Here is a 19,820-nt window from a genome sequence, read left to right as displayed (position 1 = left end):
CGGCGACCGTGGGCACGGGATAACCTGCAGCCATCGGGTCGCCGCGAACGGCAGGGCGGCACCGGTAGGGGGCTGCAGGGCAGGGATTACCCTGTACCATTTGCCGGGGGTTCCATGGGTTGCGTCCCGGGTGCAGCGATGCCGGGAGACAAGGCCGGCGAACAAGGCCGGTGAACAAGGCCGACGAACCAGGCCGAGGAGATACGGAGATGGGATTGAGAGGCGAAGCCGCGCTGGTTGGCGCGGCGCAGTACAAGCCGGAAAAGTACGCGACCGCGCCGCGCATGTTCCACCTGCAGCAGGTCGCGGAACTCGCCGGCATGGCGTTGGCCGATGCCGGCATGGCATTGGAAGAGATCGACGGCCTAGTGGTGACCGGACCGCACTTCCACGAGGCGGGCAGCTTCGTGCCGGCCATGGTGGGCGAGTATCTCGGCGTGCGCCTGAATTTTGCCGAGGTGGTGGATCTCGGCGGAGCCAGTTCGGTGGGCATGGTCTGGCGTGCCGCCGCGGCGATCGAACTCGGCTTGTGCGAGAGCGTGCTGTGCGTGATTCCGGCGCGCCTGGCGCCGGAAGGGGCCAGTGACGATCATGCCCGCGAAGTGATGCGGGCCTCTCGCTACGGTGGCCACAGCACGCGTTTTGGCGCCCCCGAAGCCGAGATGGACCTGCCCTACGGCCATATGGCGCAAAACACCGGCTACGCCATGATCGCGCAGCGCTATGCCGCGGTGCATGGCTACGACGCCGGGGCCATGGCGGGCATCGCCGTCGCGCAGCGCTTCAATGCCTGCCACAACCCGCAGGCCATGTTCCACGGCCAGCCGCTCACGATCGACGATGTGCTGAACTCGCGCATGGTCGCGGACCCGCTGCACGTGCTGGAAATCGTGATGCCGGTGGCGGGCGGCGCGGCGGTCATCGTGACTCGCGCCGACCGCGCGCGCAGTTGCCGGCACCGCGCAGTGCAGGTGATCGGCTGCGGCGAGCATGTGCAGACCAAGTCGCCCACCTATGCGCGCGACATGCTGGCCACCCCGATCGGCCCGGCCTCGCGCAAGGCCTTCGCCATGGCCGGCCTGCGTCCCACGGACATGCATATGGCGCAGATCTACGATTGCTACACCATTACCGTGCTGCTCACGCTCGAGGATGCGGGCTTTTGCGAGAAGGGGCAGGGCATGCGCTTCCTGCGCGAGCACGACTTCACCTTCCGCGGCGATTTCCCGATGAATACCCACGGCGGCCAGCTCAGTTTCGGCCAGACCGGCTCTGCCGGCGGCATGACACAGGTGATCGAAGCCCTGCACCAGGTCCAGGGCCGGGCCGGCGAGCGCCAGTTGCAGCGGCATGACCTGGCCTATGTCTCCGGCACCGGCGGCGTGATGAGCGAACAGGGCGCCTTGATCCTGAGGGGAGCGTAATGATGAAAGTGATGATGAACTGGAACAAGCCACTACCGCAGCCGACACCGATTTCCGCACCGTTCTGGGATGGGCTGAAGGCACACCAGGTCAAGCTGCAGTGCTGCGAGGACTGCGGGCACTGGGTGTTTTTTCCGCGCGCGCACTGCCCGCACTGCGCCTCCCAACGGCTGGCCTGGCGCCAGGTGTCCGGCGAAGGCACGCTGTACACCTGTACCGTGGCACGGATCCCGACCTTGCCGGAATTCACCGACGAGATGCCGCAACGGCTGGCGGTGGTGGAACTCGACGAGGGGGTGCATCTGAACACGACCCTGGTCGGGCTCGACGAGGCACAGATCCGCATCGGCATGCGGGTGCGTCCGGTGTTCGACGAGCGGCCGGGCGAGGTAACGCTGCTGCGCTACACCGGCGCCGACTCGGACCATCCCGCGGTGCTCACGGCGGCGGTGCAGCCGGAAGCACCGGAGCCGCCCGCGCAGGCCCCTTCCGCGCCGCGGCGCCAGATCTCCTGCAAGGACCTGGACGCGATGCGCGCACTGGTCTCGGAGGCGTTCTCCGGCTGGTCCAACAGCATCCCGGTCACGCAGTCGCTGATCGACCAGTTCGCCGAACTCAGCGGCGACGACTACTGGCTGCATACCGACCCCGTGCGCGCGCGCGCGGAGAGCCCGTTCGGCACCACCATCGCCCATGGCGCGCTCGTGCAGGTATTGATGAGCCGGCTCAAGGTGCCAATGGATTATGAAATCGCCGGCTGCAACACCATGGTGAACTATGGCTCCGACCGGCTGCGCTTCCCGACGCCGGTGCCAGCGGGCTGCCATATCCATGCACGCTATCGGGTCAAGGCGGTGGAGGCAGTCAAGAGCGGCGTGCAGATGACGATGGAATTCAATATCCATGTCGTCGGCCAGGATCGCCCGTCGGTGATCAACGACCTGGTCGTGCTTTACATGTAGCCGCGCCGCCGCCCGGCACGGCGGCACCGTCGCCACGGTGTAGTCAAGGGAGCCTTTTGATGGATTTCCAACCCGATGCCAGCCTGGACGCCTTCCGTGAGGAAGTTCGTACCTTCCTGCACGAGCAGCTTCCCGCCCGACTGGTGAACCACCGGGAGAGCGTGCGCGCAGCACCTGCCGACCTGAGGCAATGGCAGCGCACTCTCGATGCCCACGGCTGGGGCGCACCGTACTGGGCCGCGGAGCATGGCGGCACCGGCTGGAGCGTGCCGCAGCGCATGGTGTTCGACGAGGAGTGCACCGCGGCCGGAGCGCCCGCGCAGGACGTGTTCGCGCTCAAGCTGCTGGGCCCGGTGCTGAACCACTTCGCCACGCCCGCCCAGCGGGCCGAGCATGTGCGCCCGATCCTCGCCGGCGAGCGCCTCTGGTGCCAGGGCTTCTCCGAACCAGGGGCAGGCTCCGACCTGGCGGCGCTGCGCACCCAGGCAGTGCGCGAGGGGGCGCACTATGTCGTCAACGGCCAGAAGATATGGACCAGCCATGCCCACCACGCGGACTGGATCTTCCTGCTGGTGCGCACTGGCTCCACGGGCAGGAAGCAGGCGGGCATCAGTTTCCTGCTGGTGGACATGAAGACCCCCGGCATCACGGTACGGCCCATCGTCAGCATCGACGGCTGCCATCACCTGAACGAGGTCTTCTTCGACGAAGTGCGCGTGCCGGTGGACAACCTCGTCGGCGCCGAGGGCGAGGGCTGGAAGATCACCAAATTCCTGCTCAACAATGAGCACGCCGCCAATGCCGACCTGCCCACCTTGCTGCGGCTGCAGCGGCAGCTGCGCGAACTGGGCTACGCGCAGCGCGTAGGGAGCGGCTCGCTGGCGCAACATCATGCTTTCGCACTGCGGCTGGCCCGCCACGAGGCGGAGCTGCGCGCGTTATCCATGCTCGGGCAACGCGTCGCGGCGATGGAGGAGGACCACAGCCTGGCCGCGCATGCGATGGGCTCGATCCTGAAGATCCGTGGCACCGAGTTGCAGCAGAAAATGAGCGAGCTGGCGGTCGAGGCCCTGGGGGACCATGGTGCCGTGGCCTACGCGCCGGCCACGGCGGGCACCACGACCGCAGAGGCGCTGCCGATGGAGGCCATGGCCGGGGGCATTGCCGCCGAGATGTTCTTCCGGCGTGCCGCCACCATTTACGGCGGCACCAGCGAGGTACAGCGAGGCATTGTCGCCAGAATGATGTTCCAGCTCTGACCCAAGATCCGCCAAGATGAACTTCAACCTGGAAACGGACCAGCAGTTGTTGCAGGACAGCGTGCGCCGCTTTGTCGAAAAGGCGTATGCCTTCCACACGCGCGCCGCGATGGTCGCCGCACGGCAGACCGGCGGACCACAGACCTGGCGGATCCTTGCCGAGCAGGGCTGGCTGGCCGCCGCGCTGCCTGAAGCCTGCGGCGGCCTCGGCGGATCTGTCCTGGATACGGCCCTGATCGCGCAGGAGTTTGGCCGCGGCCTGGTGATCGAACCCTATCTTGGCTGTGCGGTGCTGGCGGCGCAGACGCTGGCCGCCGCCGCGACGCCCGCGCAATGCGCGCAGTTGCTGCCGCCGCTTGCGCACGGGTCGCAGCGGCTGGCGCTGGCTTACAGCGAGGCCGGCTCGCGCGGCGATCCCGCCGTGTCATCGCTGAGCGCTTCAGTCGCCGAAGGCGGCTACCGCCTGCACGGGACCAAGACCCTGGTGCTCGGGGCAGTGGGGGCCGACGCGCTGATCGTATCGGCGAGAATCGCCGGCGCCGATGCGGCCGAAGGCGCAGGGGACCCCGCCGGCATCACACTCTTCCTGGTCGATGCGGAAAGCCCCGGCCTCAGGCTGCGGCCCTTGCCCCTGCACGATGGAAGATGGGCGGCCGAACTGCAGTTGGATGGCGTGCACGTGCCGGCCGCCGCCGTGCTGGGCGAGCCTGGCGGCGGCCTCCCGGCCTTGCGCCACGGACTGGCGCATGCGGTGGCGGCGCTGTGTGCGGAGCTGGTCGGCGCCATGGAGAAGGCGATCGGGATCACGGCCGACTACCTGAAGGTCCGCCACCAGTTCGGTGTGCCGATCGGCAGCTTCCAGTCGCTGCAGCATCGCCTTGCCGACATGGCCGCGGAGCTGGAAGTCGCCCGCTCGATGCTCTATGTGCTGCTCGCCTCGATCCAGTTGGACAATGCGCACGCGCGCGACCTGACGGTATCGCAGGCGAAGGCCCTGATCGGCCGCGCGGCCCGGACCGTTTGCGCGCAGGCCATCCAGCTGCACGGCGGCATCGGGATGACCGAGGAATGCCCGATCGGGCACTACTTCCGGTACGCCGTCGTGGCGGACATCCTGTTCGGCAGCAGTGACTGGCACGAGGCTGCCTGCGCGTCGGCATTGGCAGGTTGATCGCTCCGAAGGCCGCGGCTTGTTTCCCTGTGTTCCCTGTGTTCCCTCTCCCGCAGGCGGGAGAGGGACGCCAACACTTCAGTCCGTGAACGCGACCGAGCAATCGCCAAGGCCTTCGATCCGCATGGTGAAGCGATGACCGGCGGCAGCCGGCACCAGCGGCGCCAGCGCGCCGGAGAGGATCAGTTCGCCCTGCCGCAGCGCAATGCCGAAGCGGCCCAGGGTGTTGGCCAGCCAGGCCACCGCCTCGGCCGGATGCCCTTGCACTGCCGAGCCCAGGCCCGAGCCGGCCGGGACGCCATCGCGCCACAGCTGCATCGATGCCGCGGCCAGGTCGAGCACGCGCGGGTCGGCATGGGTATCGCCGACGACGAAGATGCCGCAGGAAGCGTTGTCCGCCACGGTGTCCTGGATACGGATCTTCCAGTCGTCGATGCGCGAGTCGACGATCTCGAAGCAGGGCGCGACCCATTCTGTCGCGTCCAGCACTTGCTCGCGCGTCACGCCGGGACCCTGCAGGTCGGCCTTCAGCAGGAAGGCGATTTCGCCTTCCGCACGGGGCTGGATCAGGCCGGCGGCCCTCAGGCTGACCGTTGCGCCGCTGGGATATTGCATGGCGTCGGTGAGAAAACCGAAGTCGGGCTGGTGGACATCGAGCATCTCCTGGACCGCGCGCGAGGTCACGCCGATCTTCTTGCCGATCACGCGCTCGCCTTGCTGCTCGCGGCGGCGCAGCATGTGCAGCGAGATATGGTAGGCGTCGTCGATGGTGATGTCCGCGTGCCGGCCACTTAGCGGCGCGACCGTGCGGCGCCCGCGCAGGGCTTCGAACAGCGCGTCGCCGAGCGCCGCAATCGAGGTGGGGTCGAGATGATCAGCCATGTTGCAGGAAATCCAGGCAGGTGCGGTTGAATATATCGCGGTGCTCGACCTGGACCCAGTGGCCGCAGCGGTTGACCAGCACCACGCGTACGGCAGGGCAGTGCGCCAGCAGCTTGTTGGCGCCGGAGGCCGGATTGAACTGGTCGTCGACGCCCCAGAAGCCCAGCACCGGGCAGCGCAGCTCGTGCAGGCGCGCGGTCATGTCGGGCACCTTCAGGATCGAGCGCGCGGCCTGCGTCTGCATGGCGGCGATGGGCGCCCGCTCTGCGAGAATGTCATCGGTGAGCTGGGACGGGTCGAACAGCTGCATGCGCATGACCGCGCGCATGGCTTCCACGCCGGTCTGGCCAGACTGGTAGACGGCGAACATATTGGCGACCCCCGGCATGGCCAGGTACGTGTCGAGCGCCTCGACGCCGCCCGGCGCCATCAGGATCAGGCGGCTCACATCGTCCGGGTAGGCCAGCGCATAGCCGAGCGCCACCGCCCCACCCAGCGAATTGCCAAGCAGCACGACATCGCGCAGGCCGAGCGCGTCCACCAGGCCCTTGAGGCCTCGGATGAACAGGTCGAGGTCATACTGCTCCAGGTCAGGCTTGCTCGACAGGCCGTAGCCAGGCAAGTCCGGCACGATGGCACGAAAGCCAGCGGCCGCGAATGCCGGGTAGTTGCCCTTGAAGTTGCTGTAGCCGCTGGCGCCGGCGCCGGCGCCATGCAGGAAGATCACCGGCTGGCCGCTGCCTGCTTCGTGATAGTGGATACGCTGGCCGTGGCCAATGTCGGCATAGTGCCCTTCGGGAATGGGGAGGGGTGTGTGCATGGGAGCGACAAGGGTGGAAGTGGAAACCATGATCTGCGCGCCATGGGGGCGCGGCATCGTCCGGAAGGACCAGGGCCTGTTCGCCTATGGAACGTATCCCTCTTGCCCTCCGGACAGATCCTGGGGCCGTTCACGGCGCCGGCCATAGCATGGGCAGGCCGGGATCGCTGGCTGCCACCAGACGCTTGAGCAGGTTGCGCAGCGCGGCCGTCTCGATCGGCCCGAGACGTTCGGCCAGCTCGGCCTCGGTCTGCCTGGCCGCTGCCAGCACCTGCAGGATGGCGGCGCGGCCGGACCCGGTCAGTCGGTAGCGTGCGGCGGGCTCCGCTGCGAGCAGGTCGCGCGCGCACAGTCCCGCCAGCATGGCGGCGCCGGCATCGCAGCCGGTATAGGCCATGTGCTGCGCGATATCGCCGGCGCTGAGCGGCGCGCGGACCGCCAGCAACGACAGCACGAAGAACTCGGTATCGGACAGGTCCTGTCGCGCCAGCACGCGCCGGAAGCCCGCCATGAACTGGTAGTGGCCGCGGCCCAGCAGATAGCCGAGCATGTCTTCGGAGTAGGGGTGGTTGGCTGCCACCTCGGCAATGTCAGCCGGATTGGCCGGATCCGCGCCGGCTTCGGTCGCGATGGCGCCGGCCATGCGCACCGCCAGCGCATAGTCGCCGGTCACATAGAGCAGCGGCGGCCGCTCGCTGCGGTCGTAGGCGATCACCTGCCCGACGAAGATGACGTGATCGCCGCCGTCGTACTGGAACAGCGTGCGGCACTGGAAGCGGGCGCTGCAGCCGCGCAGCAGCGGCGTGCCATCGCGGCCCTCGTCCAGTGCGAGGTCCGCGAACTTGTCGGTGCCGGCGCGGGCGAAGCGGCTGGACAGGGCATGCTGGTGGTTGGCGAGGATATGGACGTTCCAGTGCTGCGCCGCGCTGAACGCGGGCTGGCTTTTGGCGTTCCTGGCCAGGCTCCACAGCACCAGCGGCGGGTCCAGCGATACCGAGTTGAAGCTGTTCGCGGTGATGCCGATGGGGCTGCCATCCGGCGCGCACGTCGTCACGATGGTGACTCCGGTGGCGAACATGCCCAGGGCGTGGCGGAAGTCTTTCGGATCGAAGCTGCTGTCCATGGTACGGCTCCTTGAGGCGCGATGGAGCTGGCAGCTTGCCGCCCCGGGCGCGAGCCCGAATCCCTCACTCGGACTAGCGGCGCGGTCGCAGCGGCCGCCATGCTGTCCAGTCTGTCCGGAAGCGCTTTTCCCTGCCGCCGGTCCTGTCCGCAAGTCCGTTAGTCCGTTCAGACGATGATGGGGCAAAGGCGCGATGGGAGCATGTTTGCACACCAGGGGCCGGCAGGTGCCGGGCTTCATCGACAGTACGACGCGAAGGAAGGAGCAGACATGAGCGCGCATCGAGAGGATTACCAGTCGGACCAGGCCGCGGCGCTGATTGCGCGGGCACGCGCCATCGTGCCGCGCCTGGCCGAGCGGGCGGCAGCGGCGGAACACGCCGGCATGGTGCCGGCCGAGAGCGTGCGGGAGATTGCCGAAGCCGGCTTGTTCCGCATCCTGCAGCCCAGGCGCTGGGGCGGGTTCGAGCTGGATCCGCGCGTGTTCTACACCGTGCAGATGACGCTGGCCGAAGGCTGCATGTCCACGGCCTGGATCTACGGTGTGATCGGCGTGCACAACTGGCAATTGCCGCTGTTCCCCGAGCAGGCCCAGCAGGACGTCTGGAGCGACGACAGCAGCACGCTGATCGCCTCGACCTATATGCCGACGGGCAAGGCGGTCAAGGTCGATGGCGGCTATCGTTTCTCGGGGCGCTGGGGCTTTTCCAGCGGCGTGGACCATGCCGAGTGGATCCTGCTGGGCGGCCTGCTGCCGCGCGAGGACGGCGTCGACGGGCTGGAGCACACCACGTTCCTGCTGCCCAAGGCCGACTTCCGGATCGAGCGGAACTGGGACGTGCTTGGCCTGCGTGCCACCGGTAGCCACGATATCGTGGTCGAGAACGTCTTTGTGCCGGAACATCGCACGCAACGCACCAACAACCATAGCGACGCCGGCTGCCCGGGGCGCGCGACCAACCCCGGCTGGCTCTACCGCATACCCTTCACCCAGGTGTTCCAGCGCGCGGTGTCGAGCGCCTGCATCGGCGCCTTGCAGGGGGCCCTTGACCACTTCCGCCAGCGCGCCGCGGCGCATGTCGGCAAGCACGGCGCCAGGACCGCGGACGACCCCAATGCGCAACAGGCCGCCAGCGACGCTATGATCGCCATCGACCAGCTCAGGCTGGTGCTGATGCGCAACTACGAGCAGGTGGCCGAATGCGCGCAGCGCGGAACCACCATGCCGGTGGAAGATCGCCTGCTGCAGCGGGCCCAGTCGGCGCTGGTGCCGAAGCTCTGCGCCGATCGCGTCGATGACCTGCTGCGCGCCTGCGCGGGCTCCGGCCTGTACAAGGTCAATCCGATCGAACGCATCTTCCGCGATATCCACCAGGCGCGCGGCCATGTGGCCAACAACGCTGACGCCTACACGCGGTCCTATGGCGCGGTCGCGCTGGGGCTGCCCAACGCCGATCCCTTCGTCTGAGCGCGGCGAGACCATGGATGTGCGGACAGAAGCCGGCGCGGGAGCCGGCCAGCCAGGCGGAGACACAATGGCAGACCAGGAATTCGATGTAGTGGTGGTGGGCTCGGGCGCAGGCGCCATGCTGACGGCGATCCGCGCGGCCGATGCGGGCCTGCAGGTGCTGGTGGTTGAAAAGGCGGAGGTGGTCGGCGGCACCTCGGCCACCTCGGGCGGCGGTATCTGGATCCCGGACAACCACGATATGGGCCGGGCCGGCCTGCGCGACAGTATCGACGCCGCATTCACCTATGTGAAGGCATGCGCGCGCGGCATGGCCAGCGATGACCGCGTGCTGGCCTACGTGGAGACAGCGCGCCACACGGCCCGCTACCTGGCGCAGATCGGCGTGCCTTATCGCAGCATGCCGAAGTATTCCGACTACTACCCGGAAATGGCCGGCGCGCTGCCGGGCGGGCGCACCATGGATCCGCTCGATTACGATGCGCGGCGCCTCGGCGTCGAGGGGCTGCTGCAACTGCGCCCGACCAATCCCGGCCAGCTGATCATGGGCCGCATGCACATCAACGCCTTCGAGGCGCGATCGATCCTCGCGCGCGAGCGCAAGGCCAAGCTGCTGATCCTGTGGATCATGCTGCGCTACGCGATCGATTACCCGTGGCGCCGGTGCACCACCCGCGACCGCCGCCTGACCGGCGGCCAGGCCTTGCTGGGCGGCTTGTGGGCGGCGCTGCGCAAGCGCAAGGTCACGGTGTGGCTGAAGGCGCCGCTGCAATCGCTGCACTTCGATGGCGAGCGCATCGGCGCCGTCACGCTCGAACGCGATGGCGAGCGGGTGCGGGTCAGGGCCCGGCGCGCCGTGATGCTGGCCGCCGGCGGTTTCGAGCGCAACCAGGCAATGCGCGAGCAATACCTGCCGCACCCCACGGAACAGGCCTGGACCGCAACGCCGCCGGGCTGCAATACCGGCGACGCCATCCAGGCCGGTGCCGGGGTCGGCGCGGCGCTGCACCTGATGGGCCATACCTGGGGCGTGCCCACCATGGCGGTGCCGAAGGAGGACAAGTTCCGCGGCATCTTCGTCGAGCGTTCACTGCCGGGCTGCATGGTGGTCAATGCGCACGGCGAGCGCTTCGTCAACGAATCCTGCCCCTATCCGGAATTCCAGCAGGCCATCTATGCCGAGCACATGCGCATGCAGGGCGCGATACCGGCATGGATCGTCTTTGACGCGGATTTCCGCCGCAAGTACCCGATCGGTCCGATGGCGCCGGGCGAGGCGCTGCCCGACAGCCGCCTGCGCAAGAGCTGGCTCGGCCAGGTGTACTGGAAAGATGAGACGCTCGAAGGACTGGCGCGCCAGATCGGAGTCGACCCGGCCGGCCTGGTGGCCAGCGCCGCGCGCATGGGCGACTACGCGCGCACCGGCAAGGACCCCGAGTTCAACCGGGGCGGCAACGTCTTCGACCGCTACTACGGCGATGTCGGCGTCTCGCCCAACCCGAACCTTGCGCCGATCGCCAGGGGTCCGTTCTATGCGATGAAGCTCTACCCCGGCGAGATCGGCACCAAGGGCGGCCTGCTGACCGACCGCGATGCGCGGGTGCTCGACAGCGCGGGCGAGCCGATTCCGGGCCTCTATTGCATCGGCAACAACTCGGCCTCGGTGATGGGGCCGTCCTATCCGGGCGCCGGCTCCACGCTCGGCCCCGCGCTGACCTTCGCGTTTCGCGCGGTGGCCGACATGACCGGGCACCCCATCGCGCTGGAGCGCACCGATCTGCTGGAGGTCCGGCCATGACGGCCGCGATGCCTGCCACGGCCGCGCCGCCGGCGCGCTATCACGCGCTGCGGGTGCGTGCCGTGATCGATGAAACCGAGGAAGCGCGCTCGCTGGTGTTCGAGGTGCCAGCGGAACTGGCCGAGGTGTTCCGCTATCGCCCCGGCCAGTTCCTGACACTGCGGCTGCCCTCGGCCCATGGACACCTGCTGCGCTGCTATTCGATGTCGAGCGCGCCCGCGCTGGATGACGCGCCGCGTGTCACCGTCAAGCGCGTGCCGGGCGGGCGCGGCTCGAACTGGATCTGCGACCGGGCCGGCGCGGGCGAGACCATCGAGGTCATGCCGCCGGCCGGCGTGTTTACACCGCGCTCGCTGGAGCAGGATTTCCTGCTGTTTGCCGCGGGCAGCGGCATCACGCCGGTGTTCTCGATCCTGCGCGCCGCGCTCGCCGCGGGCAATGGCAGTGTATTCCTGTGCTATGCCAATCGCGACGAGCGCTCAGTGATCTTCCGCGAGGCGCTGCGCGAGCTGGCCGCGGCGCACGGCGACCGGCTTCAGGTGGTGCACTGGCTTGACTCGTTGCAGGGCATTCCCGCTATCGCGCAACTGGCCGCCATGGCTCGGCCGTGGCGGCACGCCGAGGCCTTTATCTGCGGGCCGGCGCCGTTCATGGATGCCGCGGTGGCGGCGCTGGCCGCGCTCGGCATGGACGACACACGCATCCACGTGGAGCGCTTCGCCTCGCTGCCCGACGAGGGCTCGCCACCGCCGGCCGCCGACACGCCAGCCGCGGGGGTGGAGCAGGCGGAGCTGGAGATCTGGCTGGATGGCCAGCGCCATACCGTTGCGTGCGGCGGCAACGAGACCCTGCTGGAAGCCGCCTTGCGCGCCGGCCTGCAGCCCCCTTACTCCTGCCAGGCGGGCATGTGCGCATCGTGCATGTGCCGGGTCACGGCGGGCGAGGTCCATCTGCGCCATAACGAGGCGCTGGGCCAGAACGACCTGGCGCGGGCCTGGACCCTGAGCTGCCAGGCAGTGCCGCTGACCGCCAGGGTCAGCGTGAAATTTCCGGAGTGAGTGGGATGGACGAATATCGTGGGGAGCAGGCCGAAACCTTGCCCCAAACCTTGCCCCAGGCCGTGCGCCGGGCAGCGCAGCGCTTCGGGCAGCGCACTGCCATCGTCGATGGCGAGGTGCGCCTGAGCTATGGGGAGCTGGCCCAGGGCAGCGAGCGCGTGGCGCGGGCGCTGATCGCGCTTGGCGTGGCTGCCGGTGACAACGTGGCAATCTGGGCGCCCAACCTGCACGAATGGATCCTGGCCGCCTGTGGTGTGCATGCGGCGGGGGCGGTGCTGGTGCCGGTGAATACGCGCATGAAGGGCCAGGAAGTTGCCGAAATCCTGGCCCGCAGCCGGGCCCGGGTGCTGTTCTGCATCGGCGATTTCCTGGGCCAGCATTACCCGGACCAGCTTGCCGGCCTGTGGCCCGCCACGCTGGAACATCTGGTGGTGATCCGCGGCAGCGGGGACGACGGCCGCACGCTGGGCTGGCAGGCGTTCCTGGCGCATGCGGCGGACGTGCCGCCCGCGGCCGTGCACGCGCGCGAACAGGCGCTGGGGCCTGGCAGTGTGTCAGACCTGATGTTCACCTCCGGCACCACCGGACAGCCCAAGGGGGTGCTGGCGTGCCACGGCGCCGCCATTCGCGCCTTTACGGCCTGGGCCGGGGTGGTCGGGCTGGAGGAAGGCGATCGTTACCTGATCATCAATCCCTTCTTCCATACCTTCGGCTACAAGGCCGGGTGGCTCGCGGCGCTGCTGCGCGGCGCCACCATCTACCCGCACCAGGTTTTCGATGCCGGCAGCGTGTTGCAGAAGATATCGGATGCGCGCATCAGCTTCCTGCCGGGTCCGCCGACGCTGTTCCTGTCGATGCTGTCCCATCCGTGCCTGCGCGAGTACGACACCGGATCCCTGAAGGCATGCTGCACCGGGGCGGCCACCGTGCCCCCGGTGCTGATTACGCGCCTGCGCGAGGAACTGGGGTTCAGCAAGGTCACCACGGCCTACGGGCTGACCGAATGCGGCGGCTGCGCCACCGTGTGCGATCCGGACGACAGCGCGGAAACCATCGCGTCCACCTGCGGCAAGGCGTTGCCGGGGACTGAAGTGCGCTGTGCCGACGCCGACGGACGTACGGTGCCACCCGGCACAGCCGGGGAAGTGCTGGTGCGCGGCTATCACGTGATGCCTGGCTATTTCGAGGACGCCGCCGCCACGCAGGAGACCATCGATGCGCAGGGCTGGCTGCATACCGGCGACATCGGCGTGATGGACGAGCGCGGCTACCTGCGCATCACCGACCGGCTCAAGGACATGTTCATTGTCGGCGGCTTCAACTGCTATCCGGCCGAGATCGAGCGCGTGCTGGCCGTGCATCCGTCGATTGCCCAGGTGGCGGTGACCGGCGTGCCGGACCCGCGCATGGGCGAGGTTGGCTGCGCCTGCGTGATCCTGCGCCATGGCGCCACGCTGGCCGAATCCGAGCTGGTTGCCTGGGCGCGTGAGCGCATGGCCAACTACAAGGTGCCGCGTTACCTGCAGGTGTTCGACACGTTCCCGCTCAATGCCTCCAACAAGGTGCTCAAGCGCGAACTGACACGGCTCGCCGCCGACCGTTTGCAGGGCGCTTGCAGCTAGTTACCTGCCCCGTGGATGGCCTGGCCCGCCGGTTCCGCACCCTAGTCTCATCGGACGATGATGGGCCGGCAGCCCCCCCGTACTCTTGCTGCAAGCATGGCGGTCCGCCGCCATGCCGATCGCGACACGATCCACACACAGCAGGAGGAGATTCGATATGCGACTCGCGGGCAAGGTGGCACTGGTGACGGGCGCCGGGCAGGGTATGGGGCGGGCAATTGCGCGCCTGTTTGCGCAGGAAGGGGCGGCGGTGGCCGCCGTTGATCTGAACCTCGCCGCGGCGCAGGAGACCATCGGCGGTATCCCGGCCGAGGCGGGCTGCAGCGCACATGCGGTCAATGTGGCCGACAGCGCGAGCGTCAGGGCAGTGTTCGATGCATTGGTCGCCCAACACGGCCGCATCGATATCGTGGTCGCCAATGCCGGTACGGGCGCGGTCGACTCGCTCGCCGGCACCACCGACGAAAACTGGGCGCGGGTGATCGGCGTGAACCTGACCGGCGCCTTCCATGTGTGCCGCGAAGCGGCGCGCACCATGACCGCCGCGGGCGTGCGCGGCAGCATCATCCAGGTGTCCAGCACCGCCGCGCTCAACGGCGACGGCCCGGCACACTATTGCGCGTCCAAGGCCGGCGTGATGGGCCTGACCCGCAGCGCCGCGCGTGAACTGGCGCCGGCCGGCATCCGCGTCAACACCATCGTGCCGGGGCCGACCAATACCCCGATGATGCAGGGCATTCCGGACGAATGGACCCAGGCGATCGTCAAGGCGGTGCCGCTCGGCCGCATGGGCGAGCCCGATGAGGTGGCGCGCCTTGCCCTGTTCCTGGCGGGCGACGAGAGCAGCTTCATCACCGGACAGAACCTTGCCGTCAATGGCGGCCTGGCCTTTATCTGAGGAGCCGGCGATGAGAAATTCAAGCAGCAAGCGCCTGGCAGGCAAGGTGGCCTTCGTTTCCGGCGGCAGCGCCGGGATCGGCGCCGCGACGGTGATGCGTCTTGCCGAGGAGGGGGCGCACGTGGTGTTCTGCGGGCGACGCCCGGAGCCGCTCCAAGCGGTAATGGCCGCCGTCGAAGCGGCGGGCGGCCGCGCCGAGGCGGTGCAGGCGGATGTCAGCGACGAAGCGGCCTATACCGCGGCGATCGAGGACGCTGCCCGGCGCCACGGCCGGCTGGACATCCTGGTGAACAACGCCATGGCATTCTCGTGGGGCCCCATCGAGGAGACTTCCACCGAGACCTGGCGCTCCAACTTCGTCACGTCGGTCGACGGGACGTTCTGGGGCACCCGTACCGCCATGCGCCTGATGAAGGCGCGCGGCGGCGCCATCATCAATGTGTCGTCGATCTGCGGCACGCTGGGCACGCCGCAGATGGCAGGGTACTCGGCCGCCAAGGCGGCGGTCATCAATTTCTCCCGCAGCGCGGCCGCCGAAGGGGCTGCCGATGGCATCCGCGTCAACGTGGTGATTCCCGCCGTGGTGGAAACGCCGGCCACCGCAGGCATGCTGGCGGACGCCGCGGTACGGCGCAGCACGGAAGCGCTGATCCCGATGGGCCGCGTGGGGCAGCCGGCGGAACTGGCCAATGCCATCCTGTTCCTCGCCAGCGACGAGGCGTCGTACGTGACGGGCGCCGCGCTGCCGGTCGACGGTGGACGTTCCGCGCTGCTGGTCACGGCATTGGGCTGAGGAGCGTACATGGATTCGCTGACACCGGAAGCCACACTGCAAGCCCGGCTCGACCGGCTGGAATCGCTCGAGGCCATCCGCCAGCTGGCCGGCAAGTACGCGCTCTCGCTGGACATGCGCGACCTCGACGCGCATGTCAACCTGTTCGCGCCGGACATCCGCGTGGGCAAGGACAGGGTCGGCCGCGAGCATTTCAAGGCCTGGCAGGACGATACGCTGCGCGGGCAGTTCACCGGCACCTCGCACCACCTGGGCCAGCACATCATCGAATTCATCGATGCGGACCACGCCACCGGCGTGGTCTATTCGAAGAACGAGCATGAGTGCGGCGCCGAGTGGGTCATCATGCAGATGCTCTATTGGGACGACTATGCGCGCATCGACGGCCGCTGGTATTTCCGCCGGCGCCTGCCTTGCTACTGGTATGCGACGGACCTGAACAAGCCGCCGATCGGGGACATGAAGATGCGCTGGCCAGGGCGGGAGCCGTACTCCGGCACCTTCCATGACCTGTTCCCGAGCTGGATGGAATTCTGGGCCGCGCGCCCCGGCAAGGACAGCCTGCCCCAGGTGGCGCCGCCCGCGCCGCTCGAACAGTTCCTGGCCACCATGCGCCGGGGCACGCCCGCGCCGCGCATCCGCGTGCGCTGAACAACGGCCCGGAGGCGGTCCGCTCCGGCCGCCTCACTGCCTGGCTTTCCCGCCCGATCCGTTCAGCCAGGGCGCGCAAGGCGGACGCCGGCAGATCTCCCCACTCCCATAAAGACGGTAATCATGCCTGAATCCCTGTTCGAACCCGTGCAGCTCGGCGAGCTGCGACTGCGCAACCGGGTCGTGATGGCCCCCATGACGCGCAACCGCGCCGATGCCAGCGGCGTGCCCACTGCGCTGATGGCGCAGCACTACGGCGCGCGCGCCGATGCCGGCCTGATCGTGGCCGAAGGCACCTGGCCCAGTGCCGCCGGGCAGGCTTATTGCCGCCAGCCCGGCATTGCCACCGCGGCGCAGGTGGCCGGCTGGCGCGCGGTGACCGACGCGGTGCACGCGCGCGGCGGCCTGATCGTGCTGCAGGTCATGCACGCCGGGCGCATCGGCAGCCGTCACATCAAGGCGCCCGGCGCGCAGACCGTTGCGCCGTCGGCGCTGGCCGCGCGCGGCGAGGTCTTTACCGATTCCGTGGGCATGCAGCCGTTCGACATGCCGCGCGCGCTCGCCACCGACGAAGTCCGGCTGGTGGTGGAAGAGCACCGGCAGGCCGCCGTGCGCGCACGCGAGGCGGGTTTTGACGGCGTCGAGCTGCATGGCACCAGCGGCTACCTGCCGATGCAGTTCCTGTGCGCCGGCACCAATCTGCGTGACGACATCTATGGCGGCAGCGCGGGCAACCGCAGCCGGTTCGCGCTGGAGTGCCTGGCGGCCATGGCGGAGGCAATCGGTCCCGGCCGGGTCGGGCTGCGGATCAATCCGGGCAATACCTACAACGACACCAGCGACGACGACCCGCTGGGCAGCCATGCCTGCCTGATCGAGCATGCCGCGCGGCTGAACCTGGCCTACCTGCATGTCATGCGCGCGCCCACGCCGGCGCTCGACGCCTTCGCGCTGGCGCGCGATTGCTTTGGCGAACGCCTGATCGTCAATGACAGGCTGGAGGCCCCCGACGCGGCGCGCATGATCGCGCGCGGCGAGGCCGCCGCCGCGTCGTTCGCGCGGGCCTTTATCGGCAACCCCGACCTGGTGCGGCGGCTGCGCGAGGGGCTGCCGCTGGCGGGATTCGACCGCAAGACGCTCTACACCGCGGGCGCGGCGGGGTACACCGACTATCCCTGCGCAGCGTCCGCGCAGAACCGCTGAAATCCAGTCCTGGCCGGGCCTGGCGGGCGATTTCGTTAGTCCCAACGGACGATGCCGGCAAGGCTCCCATCCCGATAATTAGTCATGAGACCTAACGGGAGGCAATGCAGATGATGGATATACGTGGCCTGGCCTACGTGGTGGCGCAAGCGAGCGACCTCGGGCAGTGGCAGTCCTACGCTGAGGACGTGCTGGGCGCAATGACGGTGCCAGCGCCCGATGGCAGCCTGTACGTCAAGTTCGACGAGCGCCAGTTTCGCATTGTCGTGAGCCCCGGCGCGCGCAACCGCTATGTGGCGTCGGGCTGGGAGGTGGCGGATGCCGCCGCCTTCGAGGCCGCGCTGGCTGTGCTCGAACAGGCAGGCGTTGCTGTCGAGATCGCCGACAGCCGGCAATGCGCGCTGCGTTGCGTGCAGCAACTGGCAAGCTTCGCCGATCCCTCCGGCAACCACCATGAAATCGTCTGGGGCTTTCGCTCCGACTTCGCGCACTTTGCCTCGCCGGCAGGGGTATCACGCTTCGTGATGGGCGAGATCGGCATGGGACATGCCGTGCTGCCGGCGCCCGCATTTGGCGAAACGGTGCGCTTCTGCCGCGAGGTGATGGGGTTCGGCCTGTCGGACATCTTCAACTTCAAGCCCTCCGGCGACAACGGCCCGAGCGTGCCGATCCATTTCCTGCACTGCAACAACGGCCGTCACCACAGCCTGGCGCTGGCGGCCTTCCCGGTCGAGAGCGGTTGCGTGCACATCATGCTCGAGGTCGAATCGATGCCCGAGGTCGGCCGCGCGCTTGACCGCATGGCGGCCCACGGCGTGCGCCAGAGCGCCACCCTGGGGCAGCACACCAATGACCGCATGATCTCCTTCTACATGAAGTCGCCGTCGGGCTTCGATATCGAATACGGCTTTGGCGGCGCGGTGGTGGACTGGCAGCAGCACCTGGTGCACGAGTTCTCCCGGGTCAGCCTGTGGGGCCACGATTTCTCCGTCGGAGCACAGGGGTAAGCCATGGCAGACAAACAGATGACCGCGCAGCAGGCCGTTGCGCGTATCGAAGACGGCATGATCGTCGGGATCGGCGGCTGGGGGCCGCGGCGCAAGCCGATGGCGCTGGTGCGCGAGTTGCTGCGCTCGCCCGTGCGCGACCTGACGGTGGTGGCCTACGGCGGTGCCGATGTGGGCATGCTCTGCGCGGCGGGCAAGGTAAAGAAGCTCGTGTTCGCCTTCGTCTCGCTCGACTTCATTCCGCTGGAGCCGTACTTCCGCGCGGCGCGCCAGGCGGGCAGCCTCGACGTCATGGAAATCGACGAGGGGATGCTGATGCTGGGCCTGAAGGCGGCCGCCATGCGTGTGCCGTATATCCCGACCCGTATCGGGCTCGGCACCGACGTGCTCAGGCACAACCCGGAAATCCGCGTGGTGGCATCCCCCTACGACGACAAGGACTGGGTGGCCATGCCGGCGTTGCCGCTGGACATTGCGCTGTTGCACGTGGACCGTGCCGACGCGCGCGGCGTGTGCCAGGTCAAGGGCCCGGACCTCTATATGGACGATCTGTTTGCGCGCGCCGCCCGTGCGACCTATGTCAGTTGCGACGAGTTGGTCGACGGCAGCCATTTCGAGCAGGCCGACGAGGCCCGCTATGTGTTCTGGGAGCGCGCGCAGACCACCGGCGTGGTCCATCTGCCTGGCGGCGCGCACCCGAGCGCCTGCGCGCCGCTGTACGGCTTCGATGCCGCGCACTTCAAGACCTACGCCGCCAGCGCGCGCGAGGCCGGTGGCTGGCAACAGTACTACGACGAGTACGTCGCCTGTGGCGAAGCCGAGTACCTGCGGCGCGTGGGTGGCGTCGAGTCGATCCGTAAATTGCCGCTACCGGTGTTCTGAGAGGGCCTCAAGATGAATGAAGTCACTTTGGTCGATCGCGCGATCTGCGCCGCGGCCCGTGCCTGGCAGGACGATGGCGAAGTGCTGGCCACCGGCATCGGCATCGTGCCGCGGCTGGCCGCCTCGCTGTGCATGGCGTCGCTGAACCGCGACCTGATGATGACCGACTCCGAAGCGTGGCTGGTCCGCGAGCCGGTGCCGCTGGGCCCGCGCGGCGACTATCAGGTGCGGCGCGAGAGCTGGATGGGCTTTGCGCGCATCTTTGACAACGTATGGGGTGGCAAGCGCCACGCCATGGTCGGGCCGACCCAGATCGACCGCTTCGGGCAGGCCAATATCTCGATGGTGGGCAGCGATTACCGGCAACCCAAGGTCCAGATGCTGGGCGTGCGGGGCTTTCCCGGCAATTCGATCAGCCACGCCAACTCATTCTTCGTGCCGGCCCACAGCCCCAAGGTGTTTGTCGCGGGCGAGGTCGACATGGTGGCGTCGATCGGCTACAACCCGGCGCGCCTGCCGCGTGGCTACGGCATGGACGAGATCGATATCCGTCTGGTGGTCACCAATCTCTGCGTGATGGATTTTGGCGGGCCCGGCCACGCGCTGCGCTTGCGCTCGCTGCATCCCGGCATATCCGTCGCGCAGGTCCAGGAGGCCACCGGCTTTCCGATCGCGGTCCCGGCCGACGTGAGCCAGACGCCCGCGCCCACGCCGGAGGAACTGGCCCTGCTGGCGCGGCTCGATCCCCACAACCTGCGGGCGACGGCGTTGGGCGCCTAGTCGCGGTTCCACTCCCGGGT

General features: G+C 68.4%; 18 protein-coding genes. 15 read left to right on the top strand and 3 right to left on the bottom strand.

Annotated elements, in window-relative coordinates; translation table 11 throughout:
• The first annotated feature begins 209 nt into the window (after positions 1 to 209).
• From AC1DQ3_RS08125 to AC1DQ3_RS08110, 4 genes are read left to right on the top strand one after another with little or no spacing between them, the layout of a single operon-like run.
• Positions 210 to 1,424, top strand: a complete 1,215-nt coding sequence (locus tag AC1DQ3_RS08125) for a thiolase family protein (RefSeq protein WP_477119664.1) — start codon at positions 210 to 212, stop codon at positions 1,422 to 1,424.
• A complete protein-coding gene (locus tag AC1DQ3_RS08120; RefSeq protein ID WP_477119663.1) occupies positions 1,424 to 2,386 on the top strand; it encodes a bifunctional OB-fold nucleic acid binding domain-containing protein/MaoC family dehydratase in 963 nt (320 codons plus the stop codon). Before AC1DQ3_RS08125 ends, AC1DQ3_RS08120 begins: the two co-directional genes overlap by 1 nt.
• A gap of 59 nt (positions 2,387 to 2,445) precedes the next feature.
• Positions 2,446 to 3,645, top strand: a complete 1,200-nt coding sequence (locus tag AC1DQ3_RS08115) for an acyl-CoA dehydrogenase family protein (RefSeq protein ID WP_477119662.1) — start codon at positions 2,446 to 2,448, stop codon at positions 3,643 to 3,645.
• A gap of 16 nt (positions 3,646 to 3,661) precedes the next feature.
• A complete protein-coding gene (locus tag AC1DQ3_RS08110; RefSeq protein WP_477119661.1) occupies positions 3,662 to 4,816 on the top strand; it encodes an acyl-CoA dehydrogenase family protein in 1,155 nt (384 codons plus the stop codon).
• A gap of 78 nt (positions 4,817 to 4,894) precedes the next feature.
• Here the strand turns inward: AC1DQ3_RS08110 and AC1DQ3_RS08105 are convergent, their stop codons facing one another.
• From AC1DQ3_RS08105 to AC1DQ3_RS08095, 3 genes are all read right to left on the bottom strand, one after another.
• Positions 4,895 to 5,698 carry a fumarylacetoacetate hydrolase family protein gene (locus AC1DQ3_RS08105; protein WP_477119660.1) on the bottom strand — a complete coding sequence of 268 codons (804 nt, stop codon included), beginning with the start codon at positions 5,696 to 5,698 and terminating at the stop codon, positions 4,895 to 4,897.
• The gene (locus AC1DQ3_RS08100; protein WP_477119659.1) at positions 5,691 to 6,548 is read right to left on the bottom strand and encodes an alpha/beta fold hydrolase; all 858 of its coding nucleotides are present in this window, start codon (positions 6,546 to 6,548) and stop codon (positions 5,691 to 5,693) included. The genes AC1DQ3_RS08105 and AC1DQ3_RS08100 overlap by 8 nt, the downstream gene beginning before the upstream one ends.
• 100 nt (positions 6,549 to 6,648) lie before the next feature.
• Positions 6,649 to 7,641 (bottom strand): flavin reductase, encoded by a 993-nt coding sequence (locus tag AC1DQ3_RS08095; protein WP_477119658.1) that lies wholly within the window; start codon positions 7,639 to 7,641, stop codon positions 6,649 to 6,651.
• A 270-nt stretch (positions 7,642 to 7,911) separates the two neighbouring features.
• On the opposite strand from AC1DQ3_RS08095, the gene AC1DQ3_RS08090 reads away from it, so the two are divergent.
• From AC1DQ3_RS08090 to AC1DQ3_RS08040, 11 genes are all read left to right on the top strand, one after another.
• Positions 7,912 to 9,108: an acyl-CoA dehydrogenase family protein gene (locus AC1DQ3_RS08090; protein WP_477119657.1), complete on the top strand. Its 1,197-nt coding sequence runs from the start codon at positions 7,912 to 7,914 to the stop codon at positions 9,106 to 9,108.
• A 67-nt stretch (positions 9,109 to 9,175) separates the two neighbouring features.
• Positions 9,176 to 10,906 carry an FAD-dependent oxidoreductase gene (locus tag AC1DQ3_RS08085; protein WP_477119656.1) on the top strand — a complete coding sequence of 577 codons (1,731 nt, stop codon included), beginning with the start codon at positions 9,176 to 9,178 and terminating at the stop codon, positions 10,904 to 10,906.
• Entirely contained in the window at positions 10,903 to 11,964 is a 1,062-nt protein-coding gene (locus AC1DQ3_RS08080) for a 2Fe-2S iron-sulfur cluster-binding protein (RefSeq protein WP_477119655.1), read from the top strand. Before AC1DQ3_RS08085 ends, AC1DQ3_RS08080 begins: the two co-directional genes overlap by 4 nt.
• Positions 11,965 to 11,969: 5 nt before the next feature.
• Positions 11,970 to 13,586 (top strand): FadD3 family acyl-CoA ligase, encoded by a 1,617-nt coding sequence (locus tag AC1DQ3_RS08075; protein WP_477119654.1) that lies wholly within the window; start codon positions 11,970 to 11,972, stop codon positions 13,584 to 13,586.
• Between the two features lie 157 nt (positions 13,587 to 13,743).
• Positions 13,744 to 14,484 (top strand): SDR family NAD(P)-dependent oxidoreductase, encoded by a 741-nt coding sequence (locus tag AC1DQ3_RS08070; protein WP_477119653.1) that lies wholly within the window; start codon positions 13,744 to 13,746, stop codon positions 14,482 to 14,484.
• Positions 14,485 to 14,494: 10 nt separating this feature from the next.
• Positions 14,495 to 15,277, top strand: coding sequence for an SDR family NAD(P)-dependent oxidoreductase (locus AC1DQ3_RS08065; protein ID WP_477119652.1), 783 nt, complete (start codon positions 14,495 to 14,497; stop codon positions 15,275 to 15,277).
• A 9-nt stretch (positions 15,278 to 15,286) separates the two neighbouring features.
• A complete protein-coding gene (locus AC1DQ3_RS08060; RefSeq protein ID WP_477119651.1) occupies positions 15,287 to 15,928 on the top strand; it encodes a nuclear transport factor 2 family protein in 642 nt (213 codons plus the stop codon).
• 123 nt (positions 15,929 to 16,051) lie between these two features.
• The gene (locus AC1DQ3_RS08055) at positions 16,052 to 17,131 is read left to right on the top strand and encodes an alkene reductase (protein WP_477119650.1); all 1,080 of its coding nucleotides are present in this window, start codon (positions 16,052 to 16,054) and stop codon (positions 17,129 to 17,131) included.
• A 110-nt stretch (positions 17,132 to 17,241) separates the two neighbouring features.
• Positions 17,242 to 18,138, top strand: coding sequence for a VOC family protein (locus AC1DQ3_RS08050; protein ID WP_477119649.1), 897 nt, complete (start codon positions 17,242 to 17,244; stop codon positions 18,136 to 18,138).
• A gap of 3 nt (positions 18,139 to 18,141) precedes the next feature.
• A complete protein-coding gene (locus tag AC1DQ3_RS08045; RefSeq protein ID WP_477119648.1) occupies positions 18,142 to 19,020 on the top strand; it encodes a CoA transferase subunit A in 879 nt (292 codons plus the stop codon).
• Between the two features lie 12 nt (positions 19,021 to 19,032).
• Positions 19,033 to 19,800, top strand: a complete 768-nt coding sequence (locus AC1DQ3_RS08040) for a CoA-transferase subunit beta (protein WP_477119647.1) — start codon at positions 19,033 to 19,035, stop codon at positions 19,798 to 19,800.
• Positions 19,801 to 19,820: the final 20 nt, after the last annotated feature.

The sequence above is a fragment of the Cupriavidus sp. 01T418 genome (assembly GCF_056398885.1).
This window is presented reverse-complemented; position numbering and strand designations above follow the sequence as displayed.

Coding starts and splice junctions, on each gene's coding strand:
- AC1DQ3_RS08045 (WP_477119648.1), top strand. CDS start 18,142: ATGGCAGACAAACAGATGACCGCGCAGCAGGCCGTTGCGCGTATCGAA.
- AC1DQ3_RS08095 (WP_477119658.1), bottom strand. CDS start 7,641: ATGGACAGCAGCTTCGATCCGAAAGACTTCCGCCACGCCCTGGGCATG.
- AC1DQ3_RS08075 (WP_477119654.1), top strand. CDS start 11,970: ATGGACGAATATCGTGGGGAGCAGGCCGAAACCTTGCCCCAAACCTTG.
- AC1DQ3_RS08065 (WP_477119652.1), top strand. CDS start 14,495: ATGAGAAATTCAAGCAGCAAGCGCCTGGCAGGCAAGGTGGCCTTCGTT.
- AC1DQ3_RS08085 (WP_477119656.1), top strand. CDS start 9,176: ATGGCAGACCAGGAATTCGATGTAGTGGTGGTGGGCTCGGGCGCAGGC.
- AC1DQ3_RS08090 (WP_477119657.1), top strand. CDS start 7,912: ATGAGCGCGCATCGAGAGGATTACCAGTCGGACCAGGCCGCGGCGCTG.
- AC1DQ3_RS08040 (WP_477119647.1), top strand. CDS start 19,033: ATGAATGAAGTCACTTTGGTCGATCGCGCGATCTGCGCCGCGGCCCGT.
- AC1DQ3_RS08110 (WP_477119661.1), top strand. CDS start 3,662: ATGAACTTCAACCTGGAAACGGACCAGCAGTTGTTGCAGGACAGCGTG.
- AC1DQ3_RS08050 (WP_477119649.1), top strand. CDS start 17,242: ATGATGGATATACGTGGCCTGGCCTACGTGGTGGCGCAAGCGAGCGAC.
- AC1DQ3_RS08100 (WP_477119659.1), bottom strand. CDS start 6,548: ATGGTTTCCACTTCCACCCTTGTCGCTCCCATGCACACACCCCTCCCC.
- AC1DQ3_RS08060 (WP_477119651.1), top strand. CDS start 15,287: ATGGATTCGCTGACACCGGAAGCCACACTGCAAGCCCGGCTCGACCGG.
- AC1DQ3_RS08125 (WP_477119664.1), top strand. CDS start 210: ATGGGATTGAGAGGCGAAGCCGCGCTGGTTGGCGCGGCGCAGTACAAG.
- AC1DQ3_RS08080 (WP_477119655.1), top strand. CDS start 10,903: ATGACGGCCGCGATGCCTGCCACGGCCGCGCCGCCGGCGCGCTATCAC.
- AC1DQ3_RS08105 (WP_477119660.1), bottom strand. CDS start 5,698: ATGGCTGATCATCTCGACCCCACCTCGATTGCGGCGCTCGGCGACGCG.
- AC1DQ3_RS08055 (WP_477119650.1), top strand. CDS start 16,052: ATGCCTGAATCCCTGTTCGAACCCGTGCAGCTCGGCGAGCTGCGACTG.
- AC1DQ3_RS08070 (WP_477119653.1), top strand. CDS start 13,744: ATGCGACTCGCGGGCAAGGTGGCACTGGTGACGGGCGCCGGGCAGGGT.
- AC1DQ3_RS08120 (WP_477119663.1), top strand. CDS start 1,424: ATGATGAAAGTGATGATGAACTGGAACAAGCCACTACCGCAGCCGACA.
- AC1DQ3_RS08115 (WP_477119662.1), top strand. CDS start 2,446: ATGGATTTCCAACCCGATGCCAGCCTGGACGCCTTCCGTGAGGAAGTT.